Raw genomic sequence first — 18,562 nt, forward strand, 5'->3', positions numbered from 1 at the left:
CGTACCAGTAGTCACCCGGGCAGGGCCATTTGGGGTGGCGTTGACCACTGATGTGATCTCTTCAGCGGTGCCGGTCGGTGAGGACAGCGACACGCTGACCGGGACGAGGAAACGCCATACTAGTAGATCGTGGGACGATTGGTCGTGCGCCGGATCCCGGAACTGAACCAGAAAGCCGGTGAAGGGCAGCCGACCCTCTTCGACACGCACCGCTTTCACGCGTTCTTCACTACCAGTGACCTGGACACCGTCACGGCTGATCAAACTCACAGGCAGCATGCGATCATCGAGCAGATCAACGCCGACCTCAAGGATAGTGCGCTCGCGCACCTACCTTCCGGGGTCTTCACGGCCAACGCGGCCTGGCTCGTGCTGGCCACGATCGCATTCAACCTCGCCCGCGCCGTTGGCTCGGTGGCCGGCGCGGAACTGGGCAAAGCGCGCAGCAGCACCATCCGCCGCAAACTCATCAGTATCCCGGCCCGCATATCGACGTCGGCCCGAAAAATCACCCTGCACCTTCCAGCGAACTGGCCATGGGAAACCGGGTGGACAGCCGCATTCGCAGCGGCCTGCGGCCCGCCGCAAACCATCATCACCTGACCCGTAGCCACCCGGCCCGAAGACCACGGAACATCACCGGCAGCAAGGCCGGCGGCTCCGCCACGCCCACCGCCACAACACCGTTCAGAAATCAGCGACGCCGCTCACTCAAGGCGGACCGGTGGATCGAGGCTAAACCTTGCCTGTGCTTGGCCGTGGTGCGCCTAACATACACCGTAGCTATCGCTAACATGCTCCGGGTGAATTTCAATCGAAATCGACAATACTGAATTGAATTCCCTCTTGTACCTCTTCTCATATTTCACCGGCGACGACGAGGCTCTGCACCTTGCTCTAAGCGAAGACGGGCACGTGTTCTCGCCATTCGCTGGCGGCAGGCCGGTCGTGCAGAGCGCGGTGGGCGCGGAATCGATGCGCGACCCGTTCATCGGCAGGGATCCAAAGGGCGGTTTCCATTTACTCGCGACCGATAGTTGGAACAGCGATTCCATCGTCTACTCCTACTCCGCCGACTTGGTTGTGTGGACCGAACCGACCCTGATCCCGCTCATGGAGGACAACCCCGGGGCCAGAAACACCTGGGCCCCGGAATGGTTCGGACAGCCCAACGGAACTTTTCGCATCATCTGGTCTTCAGTCTGCGACACCGAAACGGCAGGACTTGTCGACTTCTCCGACCTTCGGGAGCCCCAGCGAATCTGGAGCGCCATCACGAGCGACTTCTCGAAATTCTGGCCAAGTACGCCGTTCTTTGCACCCGCTTTCTCCGTCATAGACGCGTCCATGCAGCAGGTTGGCAACGAGTTTGTGGTGTGTTTCAAGGATGAGCGCGAGCGGCGGGACGACTTGAAGCCTACGAAAAACCTGTATTCAACGGTTTGGAACCCGGTCACCGGCAAATTCGGGGCACCTCTCGGCCTGATCTCGCCGCCGCGCGTCGAGGGACCGGCCTGGTTTCGTCGCGGCGATGAATTCGTCATCGCCTACGACTATTTCATGGACGGCGGATACGGCGCGTCCAGTTCCGCCGACCTGACGACCTTGGTCGACCTCGGCTATCGACATTCCAGCGGGCGCGCGGCATGGAGCATTTCTCGAGATCAGCGAAGACGAGCCGACGTTTCGTTGATCGTCAGCGTGCACAGAAAACTTCCGCTCCCGCCGCGGTAATCTGAATACCCCTGTCGTCGTCCTTCACCAGAAGGACGCCCCAAACCGAGGAGAACTAGATGTCGGTCGGCTTGCTCGCCGTGGTCGATGACATACTCACCGCCGCCCTCAAGGCCAGTGCCAAGACCGCCGGCGTTGTGATCGACGACGCGGCCGTCACCCCGCAATACGTTCAGGGGCTCTCACCGGCGCGCGAGCTCCACGTCGTCTGGCGGATCGCCCTGGGCAGTCTGTTCAACAAGTTCATCATCATCATCCCGCTGGCACTATTGCTTTCCGCATTCGCGCCGTGGGTCTTGCCGTGGCTGCTGATCCTCGGCGGGACCTATCTGTGCTTCGAGGGTGCGGAGAAAGTCACGGAATGGTTCGGCGCACATCACGCCACCGACGAAACCGAATCGCGGGATGAGAAGAAGCTGATCTTCGGCGCTATTCGTACCGATCTCATCCTCAGCACAGAGATCATGCTGATCGCGCTGGCGGGCCTCGATCCCGATTTTGGGATCTGGATGACGCTCGGCGCTTTGGTCGTGATCGGCCTCGGCATGACAGTGCTCGTCTACGGCGCGGTCGCGCTGCTGGTCAAGATCGACGATGTCGGATTGGCACTGATGGAGAACGCAGCACGACGGGTGCGACGCATCGGCGCAAGCATTGTGCAGGCAATGCCCACCGTGTTCCGTGTGATCGGCATCATCGGAACGGTCGCCATGCTGTGGGTTGGCGGCCACCTGGTGATCGCCAACCTGGCCGACACGTTCTGGCACGGTCCCTACGACGTGCTGCACGCCGTGACGAACGCCATAGAATCGGCCGGACCTGTCTTCGTCTGGGTCACCGACACTGCGATGTCGGCCGTGTTCGGGCTCATTCTAGGCCTGGTTGTAATCGCGATTATTCTCGCAGTATCGCGCCTGCTCAAGCGGAAGCGGCCAGCCGGCGTGGCATAGATCGGCGAAATGTCGGGCTGCTATTGCATGCGCAGCAACTCCAGAAACTCGTCCGCCATTGCCAGCTGGTCCTGCAGTTTTTGACGACGCTCCACTGCCTCGGCGACGAACGCGTCAAGCTCCGCGCGCACACTCGTATTGTTCGAGCCGGCCACGCCACCCTGCATCGTGTCGATGACCTTCAACAACGCCATCATCTCGTCGAGGGAGAATCCGAGCGGCTTCATCCGTCGAATCACCATCAGCCGAGAATGATCTTCCTGCGTGTACAGGCGAAATCCGCCTTCGGTACGAGCGGATGCCTTCAGCAGGCCGACCTCGTCGTAGTGGCGAATGGTGCGCAGCGACAGCCCGGTTTTCTCCGCGAGCTCGCCGATGTGCATCGTGACCGCGGACCCTGTCGCGCTTGATGTCACCGGAAGACCTCTTTCCCTGGAGTCGCAATCAACCCTTACGTTAGGGTAGTGTTGCAGGAGTCGGCTGACCTTCATCTGTGAGCCCACTCTCCCACCATTGTCCTCGATGACCGGTGGAGGTGCGCACCGCGGCGCCCATCCAAACTCTCTGTATCCATTTCGGCCGCACAGCCGGCCCAGCTTCTGGAGGCCTCATGGCCATTATTCACAAATCCACCGCGCCCAACCGTTACCGGGCGGAACCCTCCGTCCTCACCGCTTTGCGCACGCCCCGCCTGCTCACCCGCGAGGTCCTCGCCGGCCTCGTCGTGGCCATGGCCCTCATTCCCGAGGCGATCGCCTTTTCGATCATCGCCGGCGTCGACCCGCGCGTTGGCCTGTTCTCCTCATTCGTCATGGCCGTCACCATCGCCTTCGTCGGCGGACGCCCCGCCATGATCACCGCCGCCACCGGCGCCGTCGCCCTCGTCATCGCCCCCGTCGCCCGCGACTACGGCATGGAATACTTCATCGCCACGGTCATCCTCGCCGGTGTGTTTCAAATCGTGCTCAGCCTGGTGGGGGTCGCCAAGCTCATGCGATTCATCCCCCGCAGCGTCATGGTCGGCTTCGTCAACGCCCTCGCCATCCTGATTTTCGGCGCACAGCTGCCGCAACTGCTCGGCGTACCCTTTCTGGTCTACCCGCTCGTCGCGGCGGGTCTGATCATCATGGTCGTCATGCCCCGCGTCACCAAGGTGGTTCCCGCGCCGCTCGTGGCGATCGTCGTGCTCACCGTGGCGACCGTCGTCATCGCCATCAACGTGCCCACCATCGGCGACCAGGGCGAGCTGCCCACGAGCCTGCCTGAGCTGTTCCTCCCGAACATTCCGCTCAGCTGGGAGACGTTCAGCATCATCGCCCCCTACGCCCTCGGCATGGCCCTGGTCGGCATCCTCGAGTCGCTCATGACCGCGAAGTTCGTCGACGAGATCACCGACACCCACTCCAACAAGACCCGCGAAACCTGGGGTCAGGGCGTTGCCAACGTGCTCTCCGGCCTGTTCGGCGGCATGGGAGGCTGCGCCATGATCGGCCAGACCATGATCAACGTCAAAGCCTCCGGCGCCCGCACCCGCATCTCCACCTTCCTCGCCGGCATCTTCCTGCTCGTTCTGGTACTCGGCCTCGGCGACGTGCTCGCCGTCGTGCCCATGGCCGCCCTGGTGGCCGTGATGATCATCGTGTCGTATCTGACCTTCGATTGGCACAGCATCCGCTTGTCAACTCTCAAGCGGATGCCCAAGAGCGAGACCACCGTCATGATCGCCACGGTCATCGTCATCGTCCTCACCCACAACCTGGCCATCGGCGTCGTCGCGGGCGTGATCGTGGCGATGGTCGCGTTCGCGCGCCGCGTCGCCCACCTCGCCAGGGTGGAACGCACCGTCGAACTCGAACAGCCCGTACCGACCGCCTATTACACGGTAACCGGGGCCCTGTTCTTCGCCTCGAGCAACGACCTGATGACCCAGTTCGAGTACGCCGACGACCCGGACCACATTGTCATCGACCTCTCGGCCTCGCACATCTGGGATGCCTCGACCGTAGCCACGCTCGACGCCATCACCTACAGGTACCAGCAGCACGACAAGCACGTCGTCATCGAAGGCCTCAACGAGGCCAGCCACGAGCTTCACAACCGCCTCGCCGGCCACCTCGGCGGCGGCCAGTAGCACACAAACGAAGAAGCCCCAGTCCACTGACCGGGGCTTCTTCGTTACGCACTCCGTTGGAGTCAGTGGCTGCTCAGAACCGGTTCCTCGAACTGGTTCATCGTGTTGTTCTTGCCGCCAGCCTTCAGCGCGGCCTCACCAGCGAAGTATTCCTTGTGGTTGTCACCCAGGTCGGATCCAGACATGTTCTGGTGCTTGACCGTGGCGATTCCCTCGCGGATCTCGCGACGCTGCACGCCCTTGACGTACGCGAGCATGCCCTGGTCGGCGAAATAGCCCTTGGCCAGGTCATCCGTTGAGAGTGCGGCCGTGTGGTAGGTCGGCAGGGTGATCAGGTGGTGGAAGATACCGGCCTCGGCCGACGCGTCGCGCTGGAAGGTGCGGATCTTCTCGTCGGCACGCTGCGCCAGCTCGGTCTCGTCGTAGACGACGCTCATGAGCTTGGCACGGTCGTAGGCCGAGACGTCTTTGCCCTCTTCGACCATCGCGTCGAACATCTGCTGGCGAAAGTTGAGGGTCCAGTTGAACGACGGGCTGTTGTTGTAGACCAGCTTGGCGTTCGGGATGGCCTTGCGAACCTCGTTCATCATGCCGGCGATCTGGCCGATGTGCGGCTTCTCGGTCTCGATCCAGAGCAGGTCAGCGCCGTTCTGCAGCGAGGTGATGCTGTCGAGCACGCAGCGGGCCTCGCCGGTTCCCTGGCGGAACTGGAAGAGGTTGCTGGCCAGCCGCTTCGGGCGCAGCAGCTTGCCGTCCCGCTTGATGACGACATCGCCATTGCCGAGGTCGGCCTCGGTGATCTCATCGACGTCGAGGAAGGAGTTGTACTGGTCGCCCAGGTCTCCGGGCTGGTTGGTCACAGCGAGCTTCTGCGTGAGGCCGGCACCGAGCGAGTCGGTGCGGGACACGATGATGCCGTTTTCGATGCCGAGCTCGAGGAACGCGTAACGAACGGCATTGATCTTGGCGATGAAGTCTTCGTGAGGAACCGTGACCTTGCCGTCCTGATGGCCGCACTGCTTCTCGTCGGAGACCTGGTTCTCGATCTGGATGGCGCAGGCGCCGGCCTCGATCATCTTCTTGGCCAGGAGGTATGTGGCTTCGGGGTTACCGAAACCGGCATCGATGTCAGCAATGATCGGCACGACGTGGGTCTCGAAGGCGTCGATCTGTGCCAGGAGGCTGGTGATCTTCTTGTCGTCTCCGACGATGCGGGCGTTGTCCAGAGCGGTGAAGAGCAGGTCGAGCTCGCGGGCATCGGCCTGGCGAAGGAAGGTGTAGAGCTCCTCGACGAGCGCGGGGACGGCCGTCTTCTCGTGCATGGACTGGTCGGGGAGCGGACCGAACTCGCTGCGCAGCGCGGCAACCATCCAGCCGGACAGGTACAGGTAGCGCTTGTTGGTCGTCTTGAGGTGCTTCTTGATCGAGATCATCTTCTGTTGGCCGATAAAACCGTGCCAGACGCCCAACGACTGGGTGTAGATGGAGGAATCAGCGTCGTACTCCCCCATGTCCTGGCGCATGATGTCCGCGGTGTATTGCGCGATCTCGAGGCCGGTCTTGAACCGGTTCTGGGCCCGCATTCGGGCGACAGACTCGGGGTTGATGGCGTCCCAGCTGCTTCCAACCTGCTGCTTGAGCGCTTCGATGGCTTCGATGTCTTTCTGGTAGACAGTCATGTTCTTTCCTTCGACGTGTGGGGTGGGCTCAGCCGGGACTTCTGGCCCGGCAGGCCGCTATCGGCTACTAAGTCCAGATTGGCGCAAGAACAACCAGTCTTCTCAGGAAAATTGCGCAGAAGAAGTGCACTTCTTCTGCAATTGAAAAGTTATGCGGGAGAATGCGTCTATTCCGGCCAGAGGCCCGGCACGACGATGACCAGCCCGCAGCGGCGGCACCGATGGCAGGATTCCAGGCCGTCGGCGGTATCGACGCCGTCCGTGATCATCTCGGCGCCGCACGCGGGGCAGGTGAGGTCATCGTCAGTGTCTGGCATTCCCCCAGTCTGGCATCACGGTCGGTCTGGCATCACGGTCGGTCTGGCATCACGGTCGGTCTGGCATCACGGTCGGTCTGGGCCGTCGGCATCCGCTGTAGGGATGAGACCATGATCGGCTCGAAAGAGGTACCAGACGACCACGGCACAGCCGAGGAAGAGGGCGCCGCTGGCCAGGAAGGGCGCGGACAAGGAGTAGGACGCCGCCAGGATGCCGCCCAGCAGCGCTCCCAGGGTCAACCCGGTGAGGCTGAGCACCCGGGCGGGAGCGTTCACTCGTCCGCGGAGGGCGTCTGGCACGAGGCGTTGACGGAGCGAACTCACGCAGATTCCCCATACAACGGCGTGCAGAATGTAGGCCGCCAACAGGGCAGCGGCGACCCACGGCGCACGCACGAACGCCAGCGCCAGCATTGCCGCGCTCCCGAGGACAAGACTTGCGGTGATGGTCCAGCCGTATCCGATCCGCGATCGCAGTGGGACAGTGATGGCGGAGCCGACCAGACCACCCAACGCGGAAATCGCCAGGATCAGGCCATATCCAGCTGAGTCGAGCCCCAGTGTCTTCTGGGAGAAGAGCACCAAGACAGAAAATGGCATCATGTAGGCAACGCTCGCCAGCCCGCCCACGACGGCGAGGCCGTTCAACAGGCGGTGCCCGCGCAACCATCGTGCGCCCGCGACGGCCTCACGGAAGACGGACCGGCTCGGCTTGGTAACGACCCTGGCCACTCGTAGGCGAGGCAAAGCAAGGAAGAACAATCCGGCCGCCAGATAGAGACTGCCAGCGGCCAGCACGGGAAGCGCCAGGCCGAGGGCGAAGAGAAGACCTCCAAGCGGCGGGCCGACGAATTCATCCGCGATGAGCTGAGCTGCGGAAATCCGGCTGTTCGCCCGGTCGAGCTGATGGATTGGCACCAGCGAGGGCAGGATCGACAGAGCCGCGTTGTCTGCCGCAGCTTCCAGCACTCCGATCCCGGCGAGCGCGATATACAGAAGCGGGAGCGAACCCAGACCGACCGCGAATAGCACGGACGTCACTATCAGGAGGGCCGCTCGCAGGAGGTTCGCCAGCCACAGCATCGTTCGACGATCAAAGCGATCCACGTAGACACCAACGGGGACCACCACGAGCAAGCGCACCGCCGAGTACACAACGGCGAGACCCGCGATGAGCAGGGCATTCGACGTCAGCGACGTGGCCAGCAGCGGAATCGCCACGAAAACCAGGCCGTCGCTCAGGTTGCCGGCGGCACTGCCGGCCCACAGCGGCGTGAATCCCCGACCCAACGACATCTGTAAACCCTAGCGGCGCGTCAAATCTGTTCGAAGCGGGACGGACGCGACCGCGTCGACGGCACCGGTATGGTGTCGCCGGGTGATTTCAGGCCGGCACCGCACAGGGGCACGACCACCGATCCGGCCGTGAGCAGGCTCGCGGCGACCGCCCAAGTGGGGCTGGCGGCGTCGAAAGTCTGGTCGACGGCGGCTCGCACAGCGGCGTAACACACCGCCGAGGTCGGCTCGACGAAGAGTCCTTCGCCGCCGAGTTCCCGGCGTGCGGCGGCTGTTTGCCGGTCGGTGACGGCAATGATGGTGCCACCGGTGGCGCGCACAGCACGCAGAATTTGTTTTCCCCGCGGCGGCGCCGCGATGGCGATGCCCTCGGCAATCGTGGCGCGGCCGTCGATGGCCACAGGTACGTCGAGTCCCTGCGCCATGGCCTGTTCGAGCGGTGAACAAGCGGATGCCTGTACTGCGATGATCCGCGGCATCCTCTCGGCCAGCCCCGCGGCGACGAGCTCGCTGAAGGCGAGGTAACAGCCGAGCACCATGGTGCCGTTGCCGACCGGAACCACGACCGTCTCCGGCAGTGAGCGCCCGCGCTGCTCCCAGATCTCATAGCCGTAGGTTTTCACGCCGTGCAGAAAGTACGGATGGTAGACATGGCTCGCAAACATGACGCCATCGCTGTTTGCCGCCTGCCGGGCCGCTTCGGCGGTGTCTGCCCGTGAACCGGCTACCCGTTCGACCGTTGCGCCGTGCGCGCGCATCTGCGCGAGCTTGCCGGGCGAGGTGGACTCGGGAACGTACACCGTGCAATGTATGCCGGCCCGCCCGAAATAGGCGGCCATCGCCGTGCCGGCATTTCCGCTGCTGTCGACCAGGGCCCGACGAACGCCCAGCCGTTTGGCGAGAGTCGCGAGCACTACGGCGCCGCGGTCTTTGAACGAGAGCGTCGGCAGCAGAAAATCGAGTTTGAGTTGCGCGTGCGGCAGTGCGCGGGAGGGCGCGAGCGGCGACAGGCCCTCCCCCAGCGTGATTGTGGGGTCGACGGCGATCGGCAACGCCTCGGCATAGCGCCAGAGTGAGGGAGCGCGGCCGGGAAGGGCCGCGGCATCCACTTCGGTGGCAAACGCGGCCACGTCGAGAAGGCCGCCACAGGTGCACTGCCAGACCAGGCTCTCGACCGGGTAGGTTGCGGCGCACTCGGAGCAGACGAGGTCGATCATCGCTTCAGACTATCGGCCGGGCACTCAGGAGTGCTCTCGCAGCCAATCCATCGCGACGGCGCAGGCATTCAGAACGGCAATGTGGCCGTCGCGAGGTCGCAGCCATAACTCTGCCTCGGACGTGTTCTGCACCAGCCAGGTCGCGTGCGCTGGCGGTACAACGCGGTCGCGGCCGCCCTGCACATAGAGCACCGGGGTATCGATGTCGCCAACGCTGAATTCCCACGGCAGCACGAAGGCGAGGTCGTCGTCGATCAGGCCATCGGTTCCATCGGCCGCCGCCAGGCCGACATCTGTTTCGAGGCAGGCCCAGCTGCCCGCGAGGGCCGCATAGTCGCGGTCGATAAAGCTCTCCGGGTCGAATTCGGCCGTCTGCTCATACTCGTCGCGGGCGTCGCGGCCGAGCAGCGCTGCGCGCAAGGAAGCACCATCCGATGCCATCCCGTCGAACCAGTCGAGGCCATCGGCATCTGAAGGTGCCAGGCTCGCCAGGCACGCCGTGGCCGACACCCGCTCCGGCAGCAGGGCGGCGCAGGTCAGTGCGTGCGGTCCCCCGCCCGATGCCCCCATCACCGCGAAACGGTCGAGGTTGAGCTGCTCGGCGAGCTGCGCCACATCGGCGGCGGCCGATGCCACGGTGCGACCCAGCAGCCTGGTCGACCCGCCGTAGCCGGGTCTCCCGTACGACAGTAGACGGATGCCCCGTGCGGCCGCTGCCGCCAGCAACGGTTCGAGCAGAGCCCCGGTTTGGGGCGAGCCGTGGTGCCAGAGCACAGTGAAGGCATGGCTGTGCGAGTCGGCGCTGTCGTGCACCCGCAACGTGCGACCGTCGGGCAGGAGCAGATTCTGCGTAGACACCATTCGATCAGCGTAGGACCATTTGTTGCAAAGGTTTGATGGACATTGACGAAACGTTGATTCCTGAATTGAGGAAGCTGACGAAGGAGGTGTTTGACCTCGACTCCATCATCAACTCTGCTGAGGAGCTCAAGCACATTGGTCAGATCAAGCGAACCATCGCGGCACAGTTCACAGAGCCTGAAGACGACTGGATTCGTTTCTTCACGACGCGAGTTTACGAAGGGGCCTTTACTCAGAAGGTCCGTGAGCAGTTCACATCATTGGTAACAAAGTCGACGAAGCAGTTTCTGAATGATCAAGTCAACGACCGGTTAAAAACGGCACTGGGCGGTTCAAACTTTTCGGGCGCTGCGGCAGAGTCCGCGGGCAATGTCATCAACAGCCACGACATCGTTGAGGGCGATCTCGCGCGTGAAACTGAGATCGAGACGCGCCACCCCATCGACAGTCTTGACGAGATCTACCTCTTCGCTGATGGCATCCGCGAAACGATCTAGAGTTACCAGGACGCCCAGTAGGTCTCCGACACTTTTTGGGCGACACAGTCGTATTGCCTCTGTACACGGATGCTGACCGTGTTCGGGCTTATCGTCATGACCGGCATCACCGTGGTCGGCTGCATCGATCGGCGCCTCGCGAAGTCGTCTGGTGCGCGCACCGGCACAGCGCGCCCCCGGCCACAGCCGGTGGAGCATCCGCTGCCGAGCGCCCAGGCCGAGGGCTAGAAGACCGCCTGAAACCCGGCCACCCCGTAGGGTGGGCACATGGTAATCAGGCGGTATTGGCGCATCGCCGTGTTCGCACCGATCGTGGGGTTTCTCCTCGCGGCGGTCGTGGCGGTCGTGATGACCGACGGCGGGAGCGGAGAAACCGACTTTCGGTTCTGGTTCGTTGTGCTATCCATGGCGAATTACGGCGTCGTCGGCTTCGTCATAGCGGCAGCCGCGCTGCTTGGCGGCCTCGCTACCATCGCGATGTTCGATCGACACCTCGTGAAATCGCCGCGCATGCGCACGACTCTGGCCGCATTCGGTGCGAGTGCCGGCGTGGTGCTGCTGTCGGTCGTGGTTGCCGTGCTGCTGTCCATGCTGGACGACGGGGCATACACCGGCATCACCATCGCATTCGGTCTGGTTTTCGGTGTGGCAGCCGCCGTCGTGGCGGCCGTTATGGTGCATTTTGCGGAATGGCAAAGCCGCTAGGCGGCCGCGAACCGCTTCTGCGAGCGCGCTTTAGCCTTGTCGGCCTCGACCTCACGGTTTTTGGGCGGCGCGGTGCTGACGAGGTCCTCAAGCAGATGCCGCGAGATGTGCGCGATCTCCTGCACCGCACGATCGAACGCCTCCTCGTTCGTCTTTGACGGGCGCGTCGAGCCACTGATCTTGCGCACGTATTGCAGCGCGGCCGCGTGCACCTCGTCCTCGGTCGCGGCGGGCTCAAAATTATGTAGGACATGAATATTTCGGCACATGCTTTCAGGGTAATCACGGCACGCCCACCCTTCAAGACCCGGGCGTAGGGTGCCTCTGCTCCGCCGGCTTCGTCAGGAGACTTCCATGCCCGCACGCACTGCCGACCTCACCCCGGTTGATATCACCGCACGGCTGCGCGCGCCCGTATCCTGTGGGCTGACGAGTTGGACGCGACGGTCGTCAAAGGTCTTGCCATCTAGTGACATCAGTGTTTTACTGAGCGCACGAGGAGGGTGCGCCCATGCAGAGTGCCCAGGTTGTGGTGTCACGCAAGGCCGACAGCACCACCCGCACTGCGGAACGCGCCCTGACCCTGCTGAGCGTGGTCTGCGAGCGCGGCTCGGTCACCCTCGGCGACGCGGCCAAAGCCGCCGACCTGTCGCCGAGTACCGCGCTGCGGCTGTTGCGCACGCTCGAATCCACGTCCTTCGTGCGTCGAGATGACACGGGAGCCTATCGCCCGGGCGTGGCCATCGTGCAGCTCGGCGTGCTCGCGCTCAGCCACGAATCGCTCGTCGCGCTCTGCCGCGAACCCATGAATCGCGTGGTCGAACAGACCGGAGAATCCGCCTATCTGAGCGTTCCGGCCCCCGGGCGCCAAGGCCTCTACATTGCCATCGTCGAGGGAACCCACTCCGTGCGGCACGCAAACTGGGTTGGCCGCCGGTTTCCGGCGCAGTCGAGCGCATCGGGCCGGGCGCTCGACGGCGCGACCGACGTGAGCGGATACTGCGTCATCAGCGACGGCGTCGAGCAGGACGTGACCGCCATCGCCGTGCCGATCCTGGTCGGTGACCACGTGGTCGGAGCCCTAAGCGTGGTCGTTCCGAGCTACCGCGTCACACCCCACAGCGTCAAGCAGATGGCGCAGGTTCTGCTCGCGGAAAGCCGTGCGCTGTATCGCGCCGCCGCATCCGTCTCGTAATCATTCACTGCAGGAGCAGCATTCGAGGGAGAACACGCATGACGACCACGAGCACCCACACCGCACGCCCCGTTCGCGCCGCCCGCGGCACCGAACTCACCGCGAAGAGCTGGCAGACCGAGGGGCCACTGCGCATGCTCATGAACAACCTCGACCCGGAGGTCGCCGAGCGCCCCGACGACCTCGTCGTCTATGGCGGCACCGGCAAGGCCGCCCGCAACTGGGAGTGCTACGACGCGATCGTACGCACCCTGGAAACGTTGGAGAAAGATGAAACCCTGCTCGTGCAGTCCGGCAAACCGGTCGGCGTCTTTCGCACCCACGAGTGGGCGCCGCGCGTACTCATCGCCAACTCCAACCTCGTCGGCGATTGGGCGACCTGGCCCGAGTTTCGCCGGCTCGAGCACCTCGGGCTCACCATGTACGGGCAGATGACCGCCGGATCGTGGATCTATATCGGCACCCAGGGCATTTTGCAGGGCACCTACGAGACCTTCGGCGCGGTCGCCACCAAACGGTTCAACGGCACTCTGGCCGGCACTCTCACGTTGACCGGCGGCGCGGGCGGTATGGGCGGCGCGCAGCCGCTCGCCGTCACCATGAATGACGGTGTCGTGCTCATTGTCGACGTTGACCCGGCGCGACTGCACCGCCGGGTCGACCACGGCTATCTCGATCAGATGACCGATGATATCGACGAGGCGATCGACCGGGTGCTCGCCGCCAAGTCAGAACGCCGCGCCCTCTCGGTGGGCCTGGTCGGCAATGCCGCGACCGTGTTCGCCGAGTTGCTGGCCCGCCGGGTGCCGATCGACATCGTCACCGACCAGACCAGCGCGCACGACCCGCTGTCCTATCTGCCCGAGGGTGTCAGCGTCGAACAGTGGCACGCTTATGCGGCTGAGAATCCCGAAGAGTTCACTGTGCGGGCCCGGGCCGCGATGGCCAAGCAGGTGCAGGCCATGGTCGAATTCCAGGATGCCGGCGCTGAGGTCTTCGACTACGGCAACTCCATTCGCGCCGAGGCGAAGCTCGGCGGCTACGATCGGGCATTCGCGTTTCCCGGATTTGTGCCCGCCTATATTCGACCACTGTTCGCCGAGGGCAAGGGCCCGTTCCGCTGGGTGGCGCTCTCGGGCGACCCGGCCGACATTCTGGCCACCGACACAGCCATTCTGGAACTGTTTCCACACGACACACAGCTGCACCGTTGGATCACCAAGGCCGAAGAGAAGGTGCAGTTCGAAGGGCTGCCGGCCCGCATTTGCTGGCTCGGATACCAGGAACGTCACCTGGCCGGGCTCAGGTTCAACGAAATGGTCGCCTCCGGCGAGCTCAGTGCGCCAATCGTGATCGGCCGCGACCACCTCGACTCCGGCTCGGTTGCCTCGCCCTACCGCGAGACCGAGGACATGAAAGACGGTTCCGACGCGATCGCCGACTGGCCGCTGCTGAACGCATTGCTCAATACCGCCTCGGGCGCGACCTGGGTCTCAATTCACCACGGCGGCGGTGTGGGAATCGGCCGCAGCATCCACGCCGGGCAGGTCATCGTCGCCGACGGCACCGCATTGGCCGCCGAAAAGATCGAACGCGTGCTCACTAACGATCCGGGCACCGGGGTCATGCGGCACGTCGATGCGGGCTACGAGCGGGCCGAAGAGGTGGCCCGCGAGCGCGGTCTGCGCGTGCCCATGTGGGAAGACTGAGGTGTCGGCCGGATACTGGTGCGCGTCCCTGCTGATCGACGGAACAGCCAGCGCGGGGGTGCGGCTTGAGGTCGACGTGGCTGGGCGCATCGCTCGGGTTCAGCGCGGGGTCGCGGCGGAGGCTGCGGACATCCGCTTGGGAACGGTGATGCCGGGTTTTGGCAACGCGCACTCGCACGCCTTTCACCGCGCTCTGCGGGGCCAGACTCACGGTGAGGACGGCGATTTCTGGCTCTGGCGCGAGCGGATGTTCCGGGTTGCCGCGCAGCTGGACCCGTCGAGATACCAGGCACTGGCGACGGCGGTCTTCGCCGAGATGCTCGTGAGTGGTTACACCGCCGTTGGCGAGTTTCACTACGTGCACCACCGACCCAGCGGTGAGCCGTATGAGACCGAGCATGCGATGGAACTGGCGCTCGCGGCGGCGGCACGGCAGGTCGGCATTCGTCTGCTGCTGCTCGACACCGTGTATTTGCAGGGCTCGATCGGTCGGGACCTGGCGCCGGAGCAGCGAGCCTTTGGCGACGGCAGTGCGGCTGGCTGGCTGACCCGGTGGCAGTCGCTGCGTTCACAGCTTGCCCGCGACGAGCTCGTGACGCTCGGGGCCGCCCTGCACTCGGTACGCGCCGTTCCGCCCGACGCGATGCGTGAGCTGCTGCACGGGTTGCCGCCGGAGGTTCCCTTACACATACATCTATCGGAGCAGCCGCAGGAGAACGAGGATTGTCTGGCGGCGTACGGCCTGACTCCGACCGGTCTGCTCCATACAGTGGGAGCTCTGTCGCCGCGGCTGAGCGTGGTGCACGCGACGCACGTGAGGGACGACGACAGAAAATTACTCGGTGACGCCGGGGTGACCGTTGTCATGTGCCCGACCACCGAGGCCGACCTGGGTGACGGCATCGGTCCGGCGCTCGCGCTGGCGTCGGCAGGTACGCCGATTGCGCTCGGTTCCGATCAGAACGCGGTTATCGATCCGTTCCTGGAGATGCGCGGCCTCGAAATGGGTGAGCGGCTCGCCTCGCAGAAACGTGGTCGCTTCGCCCCCGCCGAATTGCTGACCGGCGCATCGACCGGGGGCTACGCCGCCCTCGGGCTCGGACGTCACCGTCTGCAACCGGGCGACCCGTGCGATCTTGTCGAGATCAGCACGACCAGCGTGCGCACGATCGGGTCTGTGCCGGAGCAGCTTGCGCTGACCGCAACGGCTTCCGACGTGGTGCGCGTAGTCGTTGGCGGGCGCCTGGTCGCCGAGTGCGGTCAGCTGGTCGGCGGTGCTTGGCCGGCAACACTGATGGCCGACGCTCTCGATAGGCTCAGCACATGAACGGCACCGAGCTGGTCACCGGAATCGGCGAACTGACCACGCAGGATGAATCGAGTGAACGACTGCACGACGCCGCCCTCGTGATCGGCGAGGGTCGAATCCTGTGGATCGGCCCGGCCGCTCAGGCGCCCGCTGCCGATCGTCGAACGGATGTTGACGGTCGCGCCGTTCTACCCGGCTGGGTCGACACGCACACCCACCTCGTGTTCGGCGGGGACCGCTCGGCGGAGTTCGAAGCCCGGATGGCTGGCCGGGCCTACGCTGCTGGCGGCATCAACACGACCGTCGCGGCTACACGGGCAGCGCCCGAGGAGCAGCTCGTGGCCACAGCTCGTAATCTGCGCCACGAGGCAGAAACCCAGGGCACCACCTTTCTCGAAACGAAGACCGGATATGGGCTCGATGTGGCGAGCGAAGAGCGTTCGGCGCGCGCTGCCGCCAACGTCGCCGATGTCGTGACCTTTCTCGGTGCCCACATTGTGCCCGCCGGCATGGATCGTCGCGCCTACATCGACCTCGTGACCGGACCGATGCTCACTGCCGCGCTTCCCTATGTGCAGTTCATCGACGCATTTTGCGAGACGGGCGCGTTCGACGTGGAAGAAGCCCGGGAGGTACTGTTGGCCGGCCGTGCCGCCGGTCTGGGATTGCGGGTGCACGGCAACCAACTCGGTTTCAGCGGTGGCGTGCGGCTGGCAGTTGAGCTCGGCGCCGCGAGCGTCGACCACTGCAACTACCTGGAGCCCGTCGACATCGATGCGCTGGCCGCCGGGACGACGGTCGCCACCCTGCTACCGGCCTGCGATCTGTCGACCCGGCAGCCCTTTCCGCCAGCCCGACAGTTGCTCGACGCCGGCGTGGTCATCGCTCTGGCGACCAATTGCAATCCGGGCACCTCCTACACAACGTCGATGCCATTGTGCGTGGCGACCGCAGTGTTGCAGATGGGCCTGAGCGTGGGCGAAGCCGTCTGGGCCGCGACGCGCGGTGCTGCCCGGTCCCTCGGCCGCGATCGGGGAGCGGATGCCGTCGGCTCCCTGTTTGTCGGCGGCCGCGCCGACCTGCAGGTTCTGAATGCTCCGTCGATTTCGCACCTGGCCTACCGCGTCGGGGTTCCGCTGACCGCTGCGGTTTGGCGCACGGGTGTGCGCGTGGATTGATCTCCACCTCGATCCCCGCGACGCTCACTGCGATCTGAATCTAGGTGCGCCAGGGTGGATCAGCACTGGGGGTGTTGGCGCGGTGGGTGCGGGCTGGTCGCCAGGTTTGGGTGGGGTCCCAGATGAGTGGTCCTTGTATCTGGGGTCTTCCTCGGACCATGCGGATCTTCCACCCACTCGTGTCGATGGTGTGGTGGTGGTACCAGCACAAAAGGGTGCCGTTACCAATGTTGGTGGGTCCGTTTTGCTGCCAGGGGGTGACGTGGTGCACTTCGCACCAGCGGGCGGGGATGGTGCAGCCGGGGATGATGCAGCCTTCGTCGCGGGCGGCGATGGCGGTGCGTTGCTTGGGGGTGAAGCAGCGGATGGTGTTGCCGAGGGAGAGCACGTTGCCGTTCTGGCCGAGCAGTACTTGTTGGTAGCCGCCGGCGCAGATGAGTTCGCTGACGCGGCGGAAGCTGAGGGGGGCGTCGATGCCGTCGATCCAGCCGACGCCGCGGCCGCGTTCGAGGTCGACCGCGTTGATGTGCACCAGCACCGTCGGCGCGGCGCCGCCCATGGTCGGGGTCTGTGGGTCGCGCGCGGCAGATTCAAAGATCGAGCGAAGGATGTCAGCTCGTTTCTCCCCGCCGGTACGGCGGTCACCGTCGAACCGGGTGTCGCCCGTGAATGGTTCGTCACTGAACGGCTCAGTGCCGGTGCCGGTGCCGGTGCCGGTGCCGGTGCCGGTGCCGGTGCCAGCACCAGGCTCGCCGTTGAGCAGTTCGGTCGGCAGAAACCTGGGTGTGGTCGACCGTGCCGACAGGTAGGTGTCGAATAGGGTGTCCATGATGCCGCGGAGTTCGGGGGTGACGTCGGCGCGCAGCGGGTAGAGCCCATTGCGCAGCAGCCCGAACGTGAGGGTGCTTGTCGCTTCGACGGCGTCGTCGTTGGGGGCGGTGCCGTCGGGATCGAGCCGGCCCTGCCATTCCAGGGCTTGGGCCTGTAGCAGGTCGGGCGCAAAACGGATCCCCGCGCCGGGTAGCCCGGCGGTCTCTGGGGTGATGGCGCCGGTCGCCGAGGCGACGAGGGCGCGTTCGACCCGGTCAAGGTCGTCCTGCCCGACCCGGCCGTGCAGGCCGGTGAGGGTGGTGGCGATGATCTCCGCCGACTCCAGCCCGAGGTCGCCACTGATCAGGCCGTCGGCAATGACCGGATACCGGGCAGGCACCGGCAAGCCAAGCGGCGTGCGTTCCACCGCGGTCTCGCCCAGCTTGAGGCGGCGTTTGGCTTCGCGGGCGGAGATGCCGGCGAGGTGGCTGATGAAATCGACCCGGTTGCGGCATCCGTTCCTGTAGGCGAGCGACCCGGTGCCGAGGTCGGTCTCGGCACGCGCACCAATGTCGGTGGTGGCTCGGAGCCTGGCCCCATCAACCTTGCGACCGAGAGCTTCCAAGGCCGCCATTACCGCGATGGCTTCGGCGTCGTCGAGGTGACCAAACCGCACCCCATCTAACGCCCCAGCCAGAATCGCACCAGCTTGCGCAATCGCCGCCACCCAGGAAACCTCGGGTTCCGGCAGAGAGTCGGCTGCGGCGGGCGGGGCGGTGAGGGTCATGGCGGCGGTGCCTCCTTCACCCACAATTCTACCGCGATTCGCCCTCGAAGGCGAGAAATTCTCAGGCAAACTATGATGTCTTATAAGAGTTGTCTACGATTCAACAGAGCAGGCAACCGGCTGATTCGAAACACCCAGAGCAAGGGTGAACGGGCGTGTGGAGTGTCGCCTTCACAAACTACGCTGG

The 18,562-nt window shown here is 64.6% G+C and carries 18 protein-coding genes and 1 pseudogene; 11 read left to right on the forward strand and 8 right to left on the reverse strand.

All coding sequences use genetic code 11. The features are described from left to right. Positions 1-126: 126 nt before the first annotated feature. The 3 genes and pseudogenes from E3T50_RS03765 to E3T50_RS03775 form a co-directional block, all read left to right on the forward strand. Positions 127-603, forward strand: a pseudogene (locus E3T50_RS03765) (transposase); the annotation flags it as partial. A gap of 231 nt (positions 604-834) precedes the next feature. Continuing rightward, positions 835-1,734: a glycoside hydrolase family protein gene (locus E3T50_RS03770; RefSeq protein WP_134550655.1), complete on the forward strand. Its 900-nt coding sequence runs from the start codon at positions 835-837 to the stop codon at positions 1,732-1,734. Positions 1,735-1,793: 59 nt separating this feature from the next. Beyond that, positions 1,794-2,684 (forward strand): DUF808 domain-containing protein, encoded by an 891-nt coding sequence (locus tag E3T50_RS03775; RefSeq protein ID WP_134550656.1) that lies wholly within the window; start codon positions 1,794-1,796, stop codon positions 2,682-2,684. A 20-nt stretch (positions 2,685-2,704) separates the two neighbouring features. Here the strand turns inward: E3T50_RS03775 and E3T50_RS03780 are convergent, their stop codons facing one another. Then, positions 2,705-3,067: a MerR family transcriptional regulator gene (locus E3T50_RS03780; RefSeq protein ID WP_241990752.1), complete on the reverse strand. Its 363-nt coding sequence runs from the start codon at positions 3,065-3,067 to the stop codon at positions 2,705-2,707. Between the two features lie 227 nt (positions 3,068-3,294). Here E3T50_RS03780 and E3T50_RS03785 point away from each other — a divergent pair, with 227 nt between their 5' ends. Next, complete coding sequence (locus E3T50_RS03785; RefSeq protein WP_134550657.1) at positions 3,295-4,815, forward strand: SulP family inorganic anion transporter; 1,521 nt, start codon at positions 3,295-3,297, stop codon at positions 4,813-4,815. 62 nt (positions 4,816-4,877) lie between these two features. Here E3T50_RS03785 and E3T50_RS03790 read toward each other — a convergent pair whose 3' ends face one another. The 5 genes from E3T50_RS03790 to E3T50_RS03805 all read right to left on the reverse strand — a co-directional run bounded on the left by E3T50_RS03790 (position 4,878) and on the right by E3T50_RS03805 (position 10,185). Continuing rightward, positions 4,878-6,494: an isocitrate lyase gene (locus tag E3T50_RS03790; RefSeq protein ID WP_134550658.1), complete on the reverse strand. Its 1,617-nt coding sequence runs from the start codon at positions 6,492-6,494 to the stop codon at positions 4,878-4,880. Positions 6,495-6,661: 167 nt separating this feature from the next. Further along, positions 6,662-6,811 carry a hypothetical protein gene (locus E3T50_RS16120; protein WP_166783859.1) on the reverse strand — a complete coding sequence of 50 codons (150 nt, stop codon included), beginning with the start codon at positions 6,809-6,811 and terminating at the stop codon, positions 6,662-6,664. 66 nt (positions 6,812-6,877) lie between these two features. Beyond that, positions 6,878-8,107, reverse strand: coding sequence for an MFS transporter (locus E3T50_RS03795; RefSeq protein WP_134550659.1), 1,230 nt, complete (start codon positions 8,105-8,107; stop codon positions 6,878-6,880). Positions 8,108-8,127: 20 nt separating this feature from the next. Then, on the reverse strand, positions 8,128-9,324 hold the full coding sequence (locus E3T50_RS03800) for a threonine synthase (RefSeq protein WP_134550660.1): 1,197 nt from the start codon (positions 9,322-9,324) through the stop codon (positions 8,128-8,130). A 24-nt stretch (positions 9,325-9,348) separates the two neighbouring features. Then, positions 9,349-10,185, reverse strand: coding sequence for an alpha/beta fold hydrolase (locus tag E3T50_RS03805; protein ID WP_134550661.1), 837 nt, complete (start codon positions 10,183-10,185; stop codon positions 9,349-9,351). Positions 10,186-10,220: 35 nt separating this feature from the next. Here E3T50_RS03805 and E3T50_RS16540 point away from each other — a divergent pair, with 35 nt between their 5' ends. The 3 genes from E3T50_RS16540 to E3T50_RS03815 all read left to right on the forward strand — a co-directional run bounded on the left by E3T50_RS16540 (position 10,221) and on the right by E3T50_RS03815 (position 11,387). Then, positions 10,221-10,682 (forward strand): hypothetical protein, encoded by a 462-nt coding sequence (locus tag E3T50_RS16540; RefSeq protein WP_420898709.1) that lies wholly within the window; start codon positions 10,221-10,223, stop codon positions 10,680-10,682. A 78-nt stretch (positions 10,683-10,760) separates the two neighbouring features. Beyond that, the gene (locus E3T50_RS16125; RefSeq protein WP_166784195.1) at positions 10,761-10,910 is read left to right on the forward strand and encodes a hypothetical protein; all 150 of its coding nucleotides are present in this window, start codon (positions 10,761-10,763) and stop codon (positions 10,908-10,910) included. 39 nt (positions 10,911-10,949) lie between these two features. Beyond that, positions 10,950-11,387: a hypothetical protein gene (locus tag E3T50_RS03815; RefSeq protein WP_134550662.1), complete on the forward strand. Its 438-nt coding sequence runs from the start codon at positions 10,950-10,952 to the stop codon at positions 11,385-11,387. On the opposite strand, the gene E3T50_RS03820 is transcribed toward E3T50_RS03815, so the two are convergent. Next, positions 11,384-11,656 carry a DUF2277 domain-containing protein gene (locus E3T50_RS03820; RefSeq protein WP_134460171.1) on the reverse strand — a complete coding sequence of 91 codons (273 nt, stop codon included), beginning with the start codon at positions 11,654-11,656 and terminating at the stop codon, positions 11,384-11,386. The genes E3T50_RS03815 and E3T50_RS03820 overlap by 4 nt on opposite strands. 242 nt (positions 11,657-11,898) lie before the next feature. Between E3T50_RS03820 and E3T50_RS03825 the strand changes: the two genes are divergently transcribed. From E3T50_RS03825 to hutI, 4 genes are read left to right on the forward strand one after another with little or no spacing between them, the layout of a single operon-like run. After that, the gene (locus E3T50_RS03825) at positions 11,899-12,582 is read left to right on the forward strand and encodes an IclR family transcriptional regulator (RefSeq protein WP_134550663.1); all 684 of its coding nucleotides are present in this window, start codon (positions 11,899-11,901) and stop codon (positions 12,580-12,582) included. A gap of 38 nt (positions 12,583-12,620) precedes the next feature. Then, positions 12,621-14,291, forward strand: a complete 1,671-nt coding sequence (gene hutU, locus E3T50_RS03830; protein ID WP_134550664.1) for a urocanate hydratase — start codon at positions 12,621-12,623, stop codon at positions 14,289-14,291. Between the two features lies 1 nt (position 14,292). Next, positions 14,293-15,618, forward strand: coding sequence for a formimidoylglutamate deiminase (locus E3T50_RS03835; protein ID WP_241990749.1), 1,326 nt, complete (start codon positions 14,293-14,295; stop codon positions 15,616-15,618). Continuing rightward, positions 15,615-16,778, forward strand: a complete 1,164-nt coding sequence (gene hutI / locus E3T50_RS03840) for an imidazolonepropionase (protein ID WP_134550666.1) — start codon at positions 15,615-15,617, stop codon at positions 16,776-16,778. Before E3T50_RS03835 ends, hutI begins: the two co-directional genes overlap by 4 nt. Before the next feature lie 40 nt (positions 16,779-16,818). On the opposite strand, the gene E3T50_RS03845 is transcribed toward hutI, so the two are convergent. Continuing rightward, complete coding sequence (locus E3T50_RS03845; protein WP_134550667.1) at positions 16,819-18,375, reverse strand: HNH endonuclease signature motif containing protein; 1,557 nt, start codon at positions 18,373-18,375, stop codon at positions 16,819-16,821. Between the last annotated feature and the right edge of the window lie 187 nt (positions 18,376-18,562).

The sequence above is a fragment of the Cryobacterium gelidum genome (assembly GCF_004403985.1).
Lineage (GTDB): Bacteria > Actinomycetota > Actinomycetes > Actinomycetales > Microbacteriaceae > Cryobacterium > Cryobacterium gelidum.

Coding starts and splice junctions, on each gene's coding strand:
- E3T50_RS03775 (WP_134550656.1), top strand. CDS start 1,794: ATGTCGGTCGGCTTGCTCGCCGTGGTCGATGACATACTCACCGCCGCC.
- E3T50_RS03780 (WP_241990752.1), bottom strand. CDS start 3,067: ATGCACATCGGCGAGCTCGCGGAGAAAACCGGGCTGTCGCTGCGCACC.
- E3T50_RS03785 (WP_134550657.1), top strand. CDS start 3,295: ATGGCCATTATTCACAAATCCACCGCGCCCAACCGTTACCGGGCGGAA.
- E3T50_RS03790 (WP_134550658.1), bottom strand. CDS start 6,494: ATGACTGTCTACCAGAAAGACATCGAAGCCATCGAAGCGCTCAAGCAG.
- E3T50_RS16120 (WP_166783859.1), bottom strand. CDS start 6,811: ATGCCAGACACTGACGATGACCTCACCTGCCCCGCGTGCGGCGCCGAG.
- E3T50_RS03795 (WP_134550659.1), bottom strand. CDS start 8,107: ATGTCGTTGGGTCGGGGATTCACGCCGCTGTGGGCCGGCAGTGCCGCC.
- E3T50_RS03800 (WP_134550660.1), bottom strand. CDS start 9,324: ATGATCGACCTCGTCTGCTCCGAGTGCGCCGCAACCTACCCGGTCGAG.
- E3T50_RS03805 (WP_134550661.1), bottom strand. CDS start 10,185: ATGGTGTCTACGCAGAATCTGCTCCTGCCCGACGGTCGCACGTTGCGG.
- E3T50_RS16540 (WP_420898709.1), top strand. CDS start 10,221: ATGGACATTGACGAAACGTTGATTCCTGAATTGAGGAAGCTGACGAAG.
- E3T50_RS03815 (WP_134550662.1), top strand. CDS start 10,950: ATGGTAATCAGGCGGTATTGGCGCATCGCCGTGTTCGCACCGATCGTG.
- E3T50_RS03820 (WP_134460171.1), bottom strand. CDS start 11,656: ATGTGCCGAAATATTCATGTCCTACATAATTTTGAGCCCGCCGCGACC.
- E3T50_RS03825 (WP_134550663.1), top strand. CDS start 11,899: ATGCAGAGTGCCCAGGTTGTGGTGTCACGCAAGGCCGACAGCACCACC.
- hutU (WP_134550664.1), top strand. CDS start 12,621: ATGACGACCACGAGCACCCACACCGCACGCCCCGTTCGCGCCGCCCGC.
- hutI (WP_134550666.1), top strand. CDS start 15,615: ATGAACGGCACCGAGCTGGTCACCGGAATCGGCGAACTGACCACGCAG.
- E3T50_RS03845 (WP_134550667.1), bottom strand. CDS start 18,375: ATGACCCTCACCGCCCCGCCCGCCGCAGCCGACTCTCTGCCGGAACCC.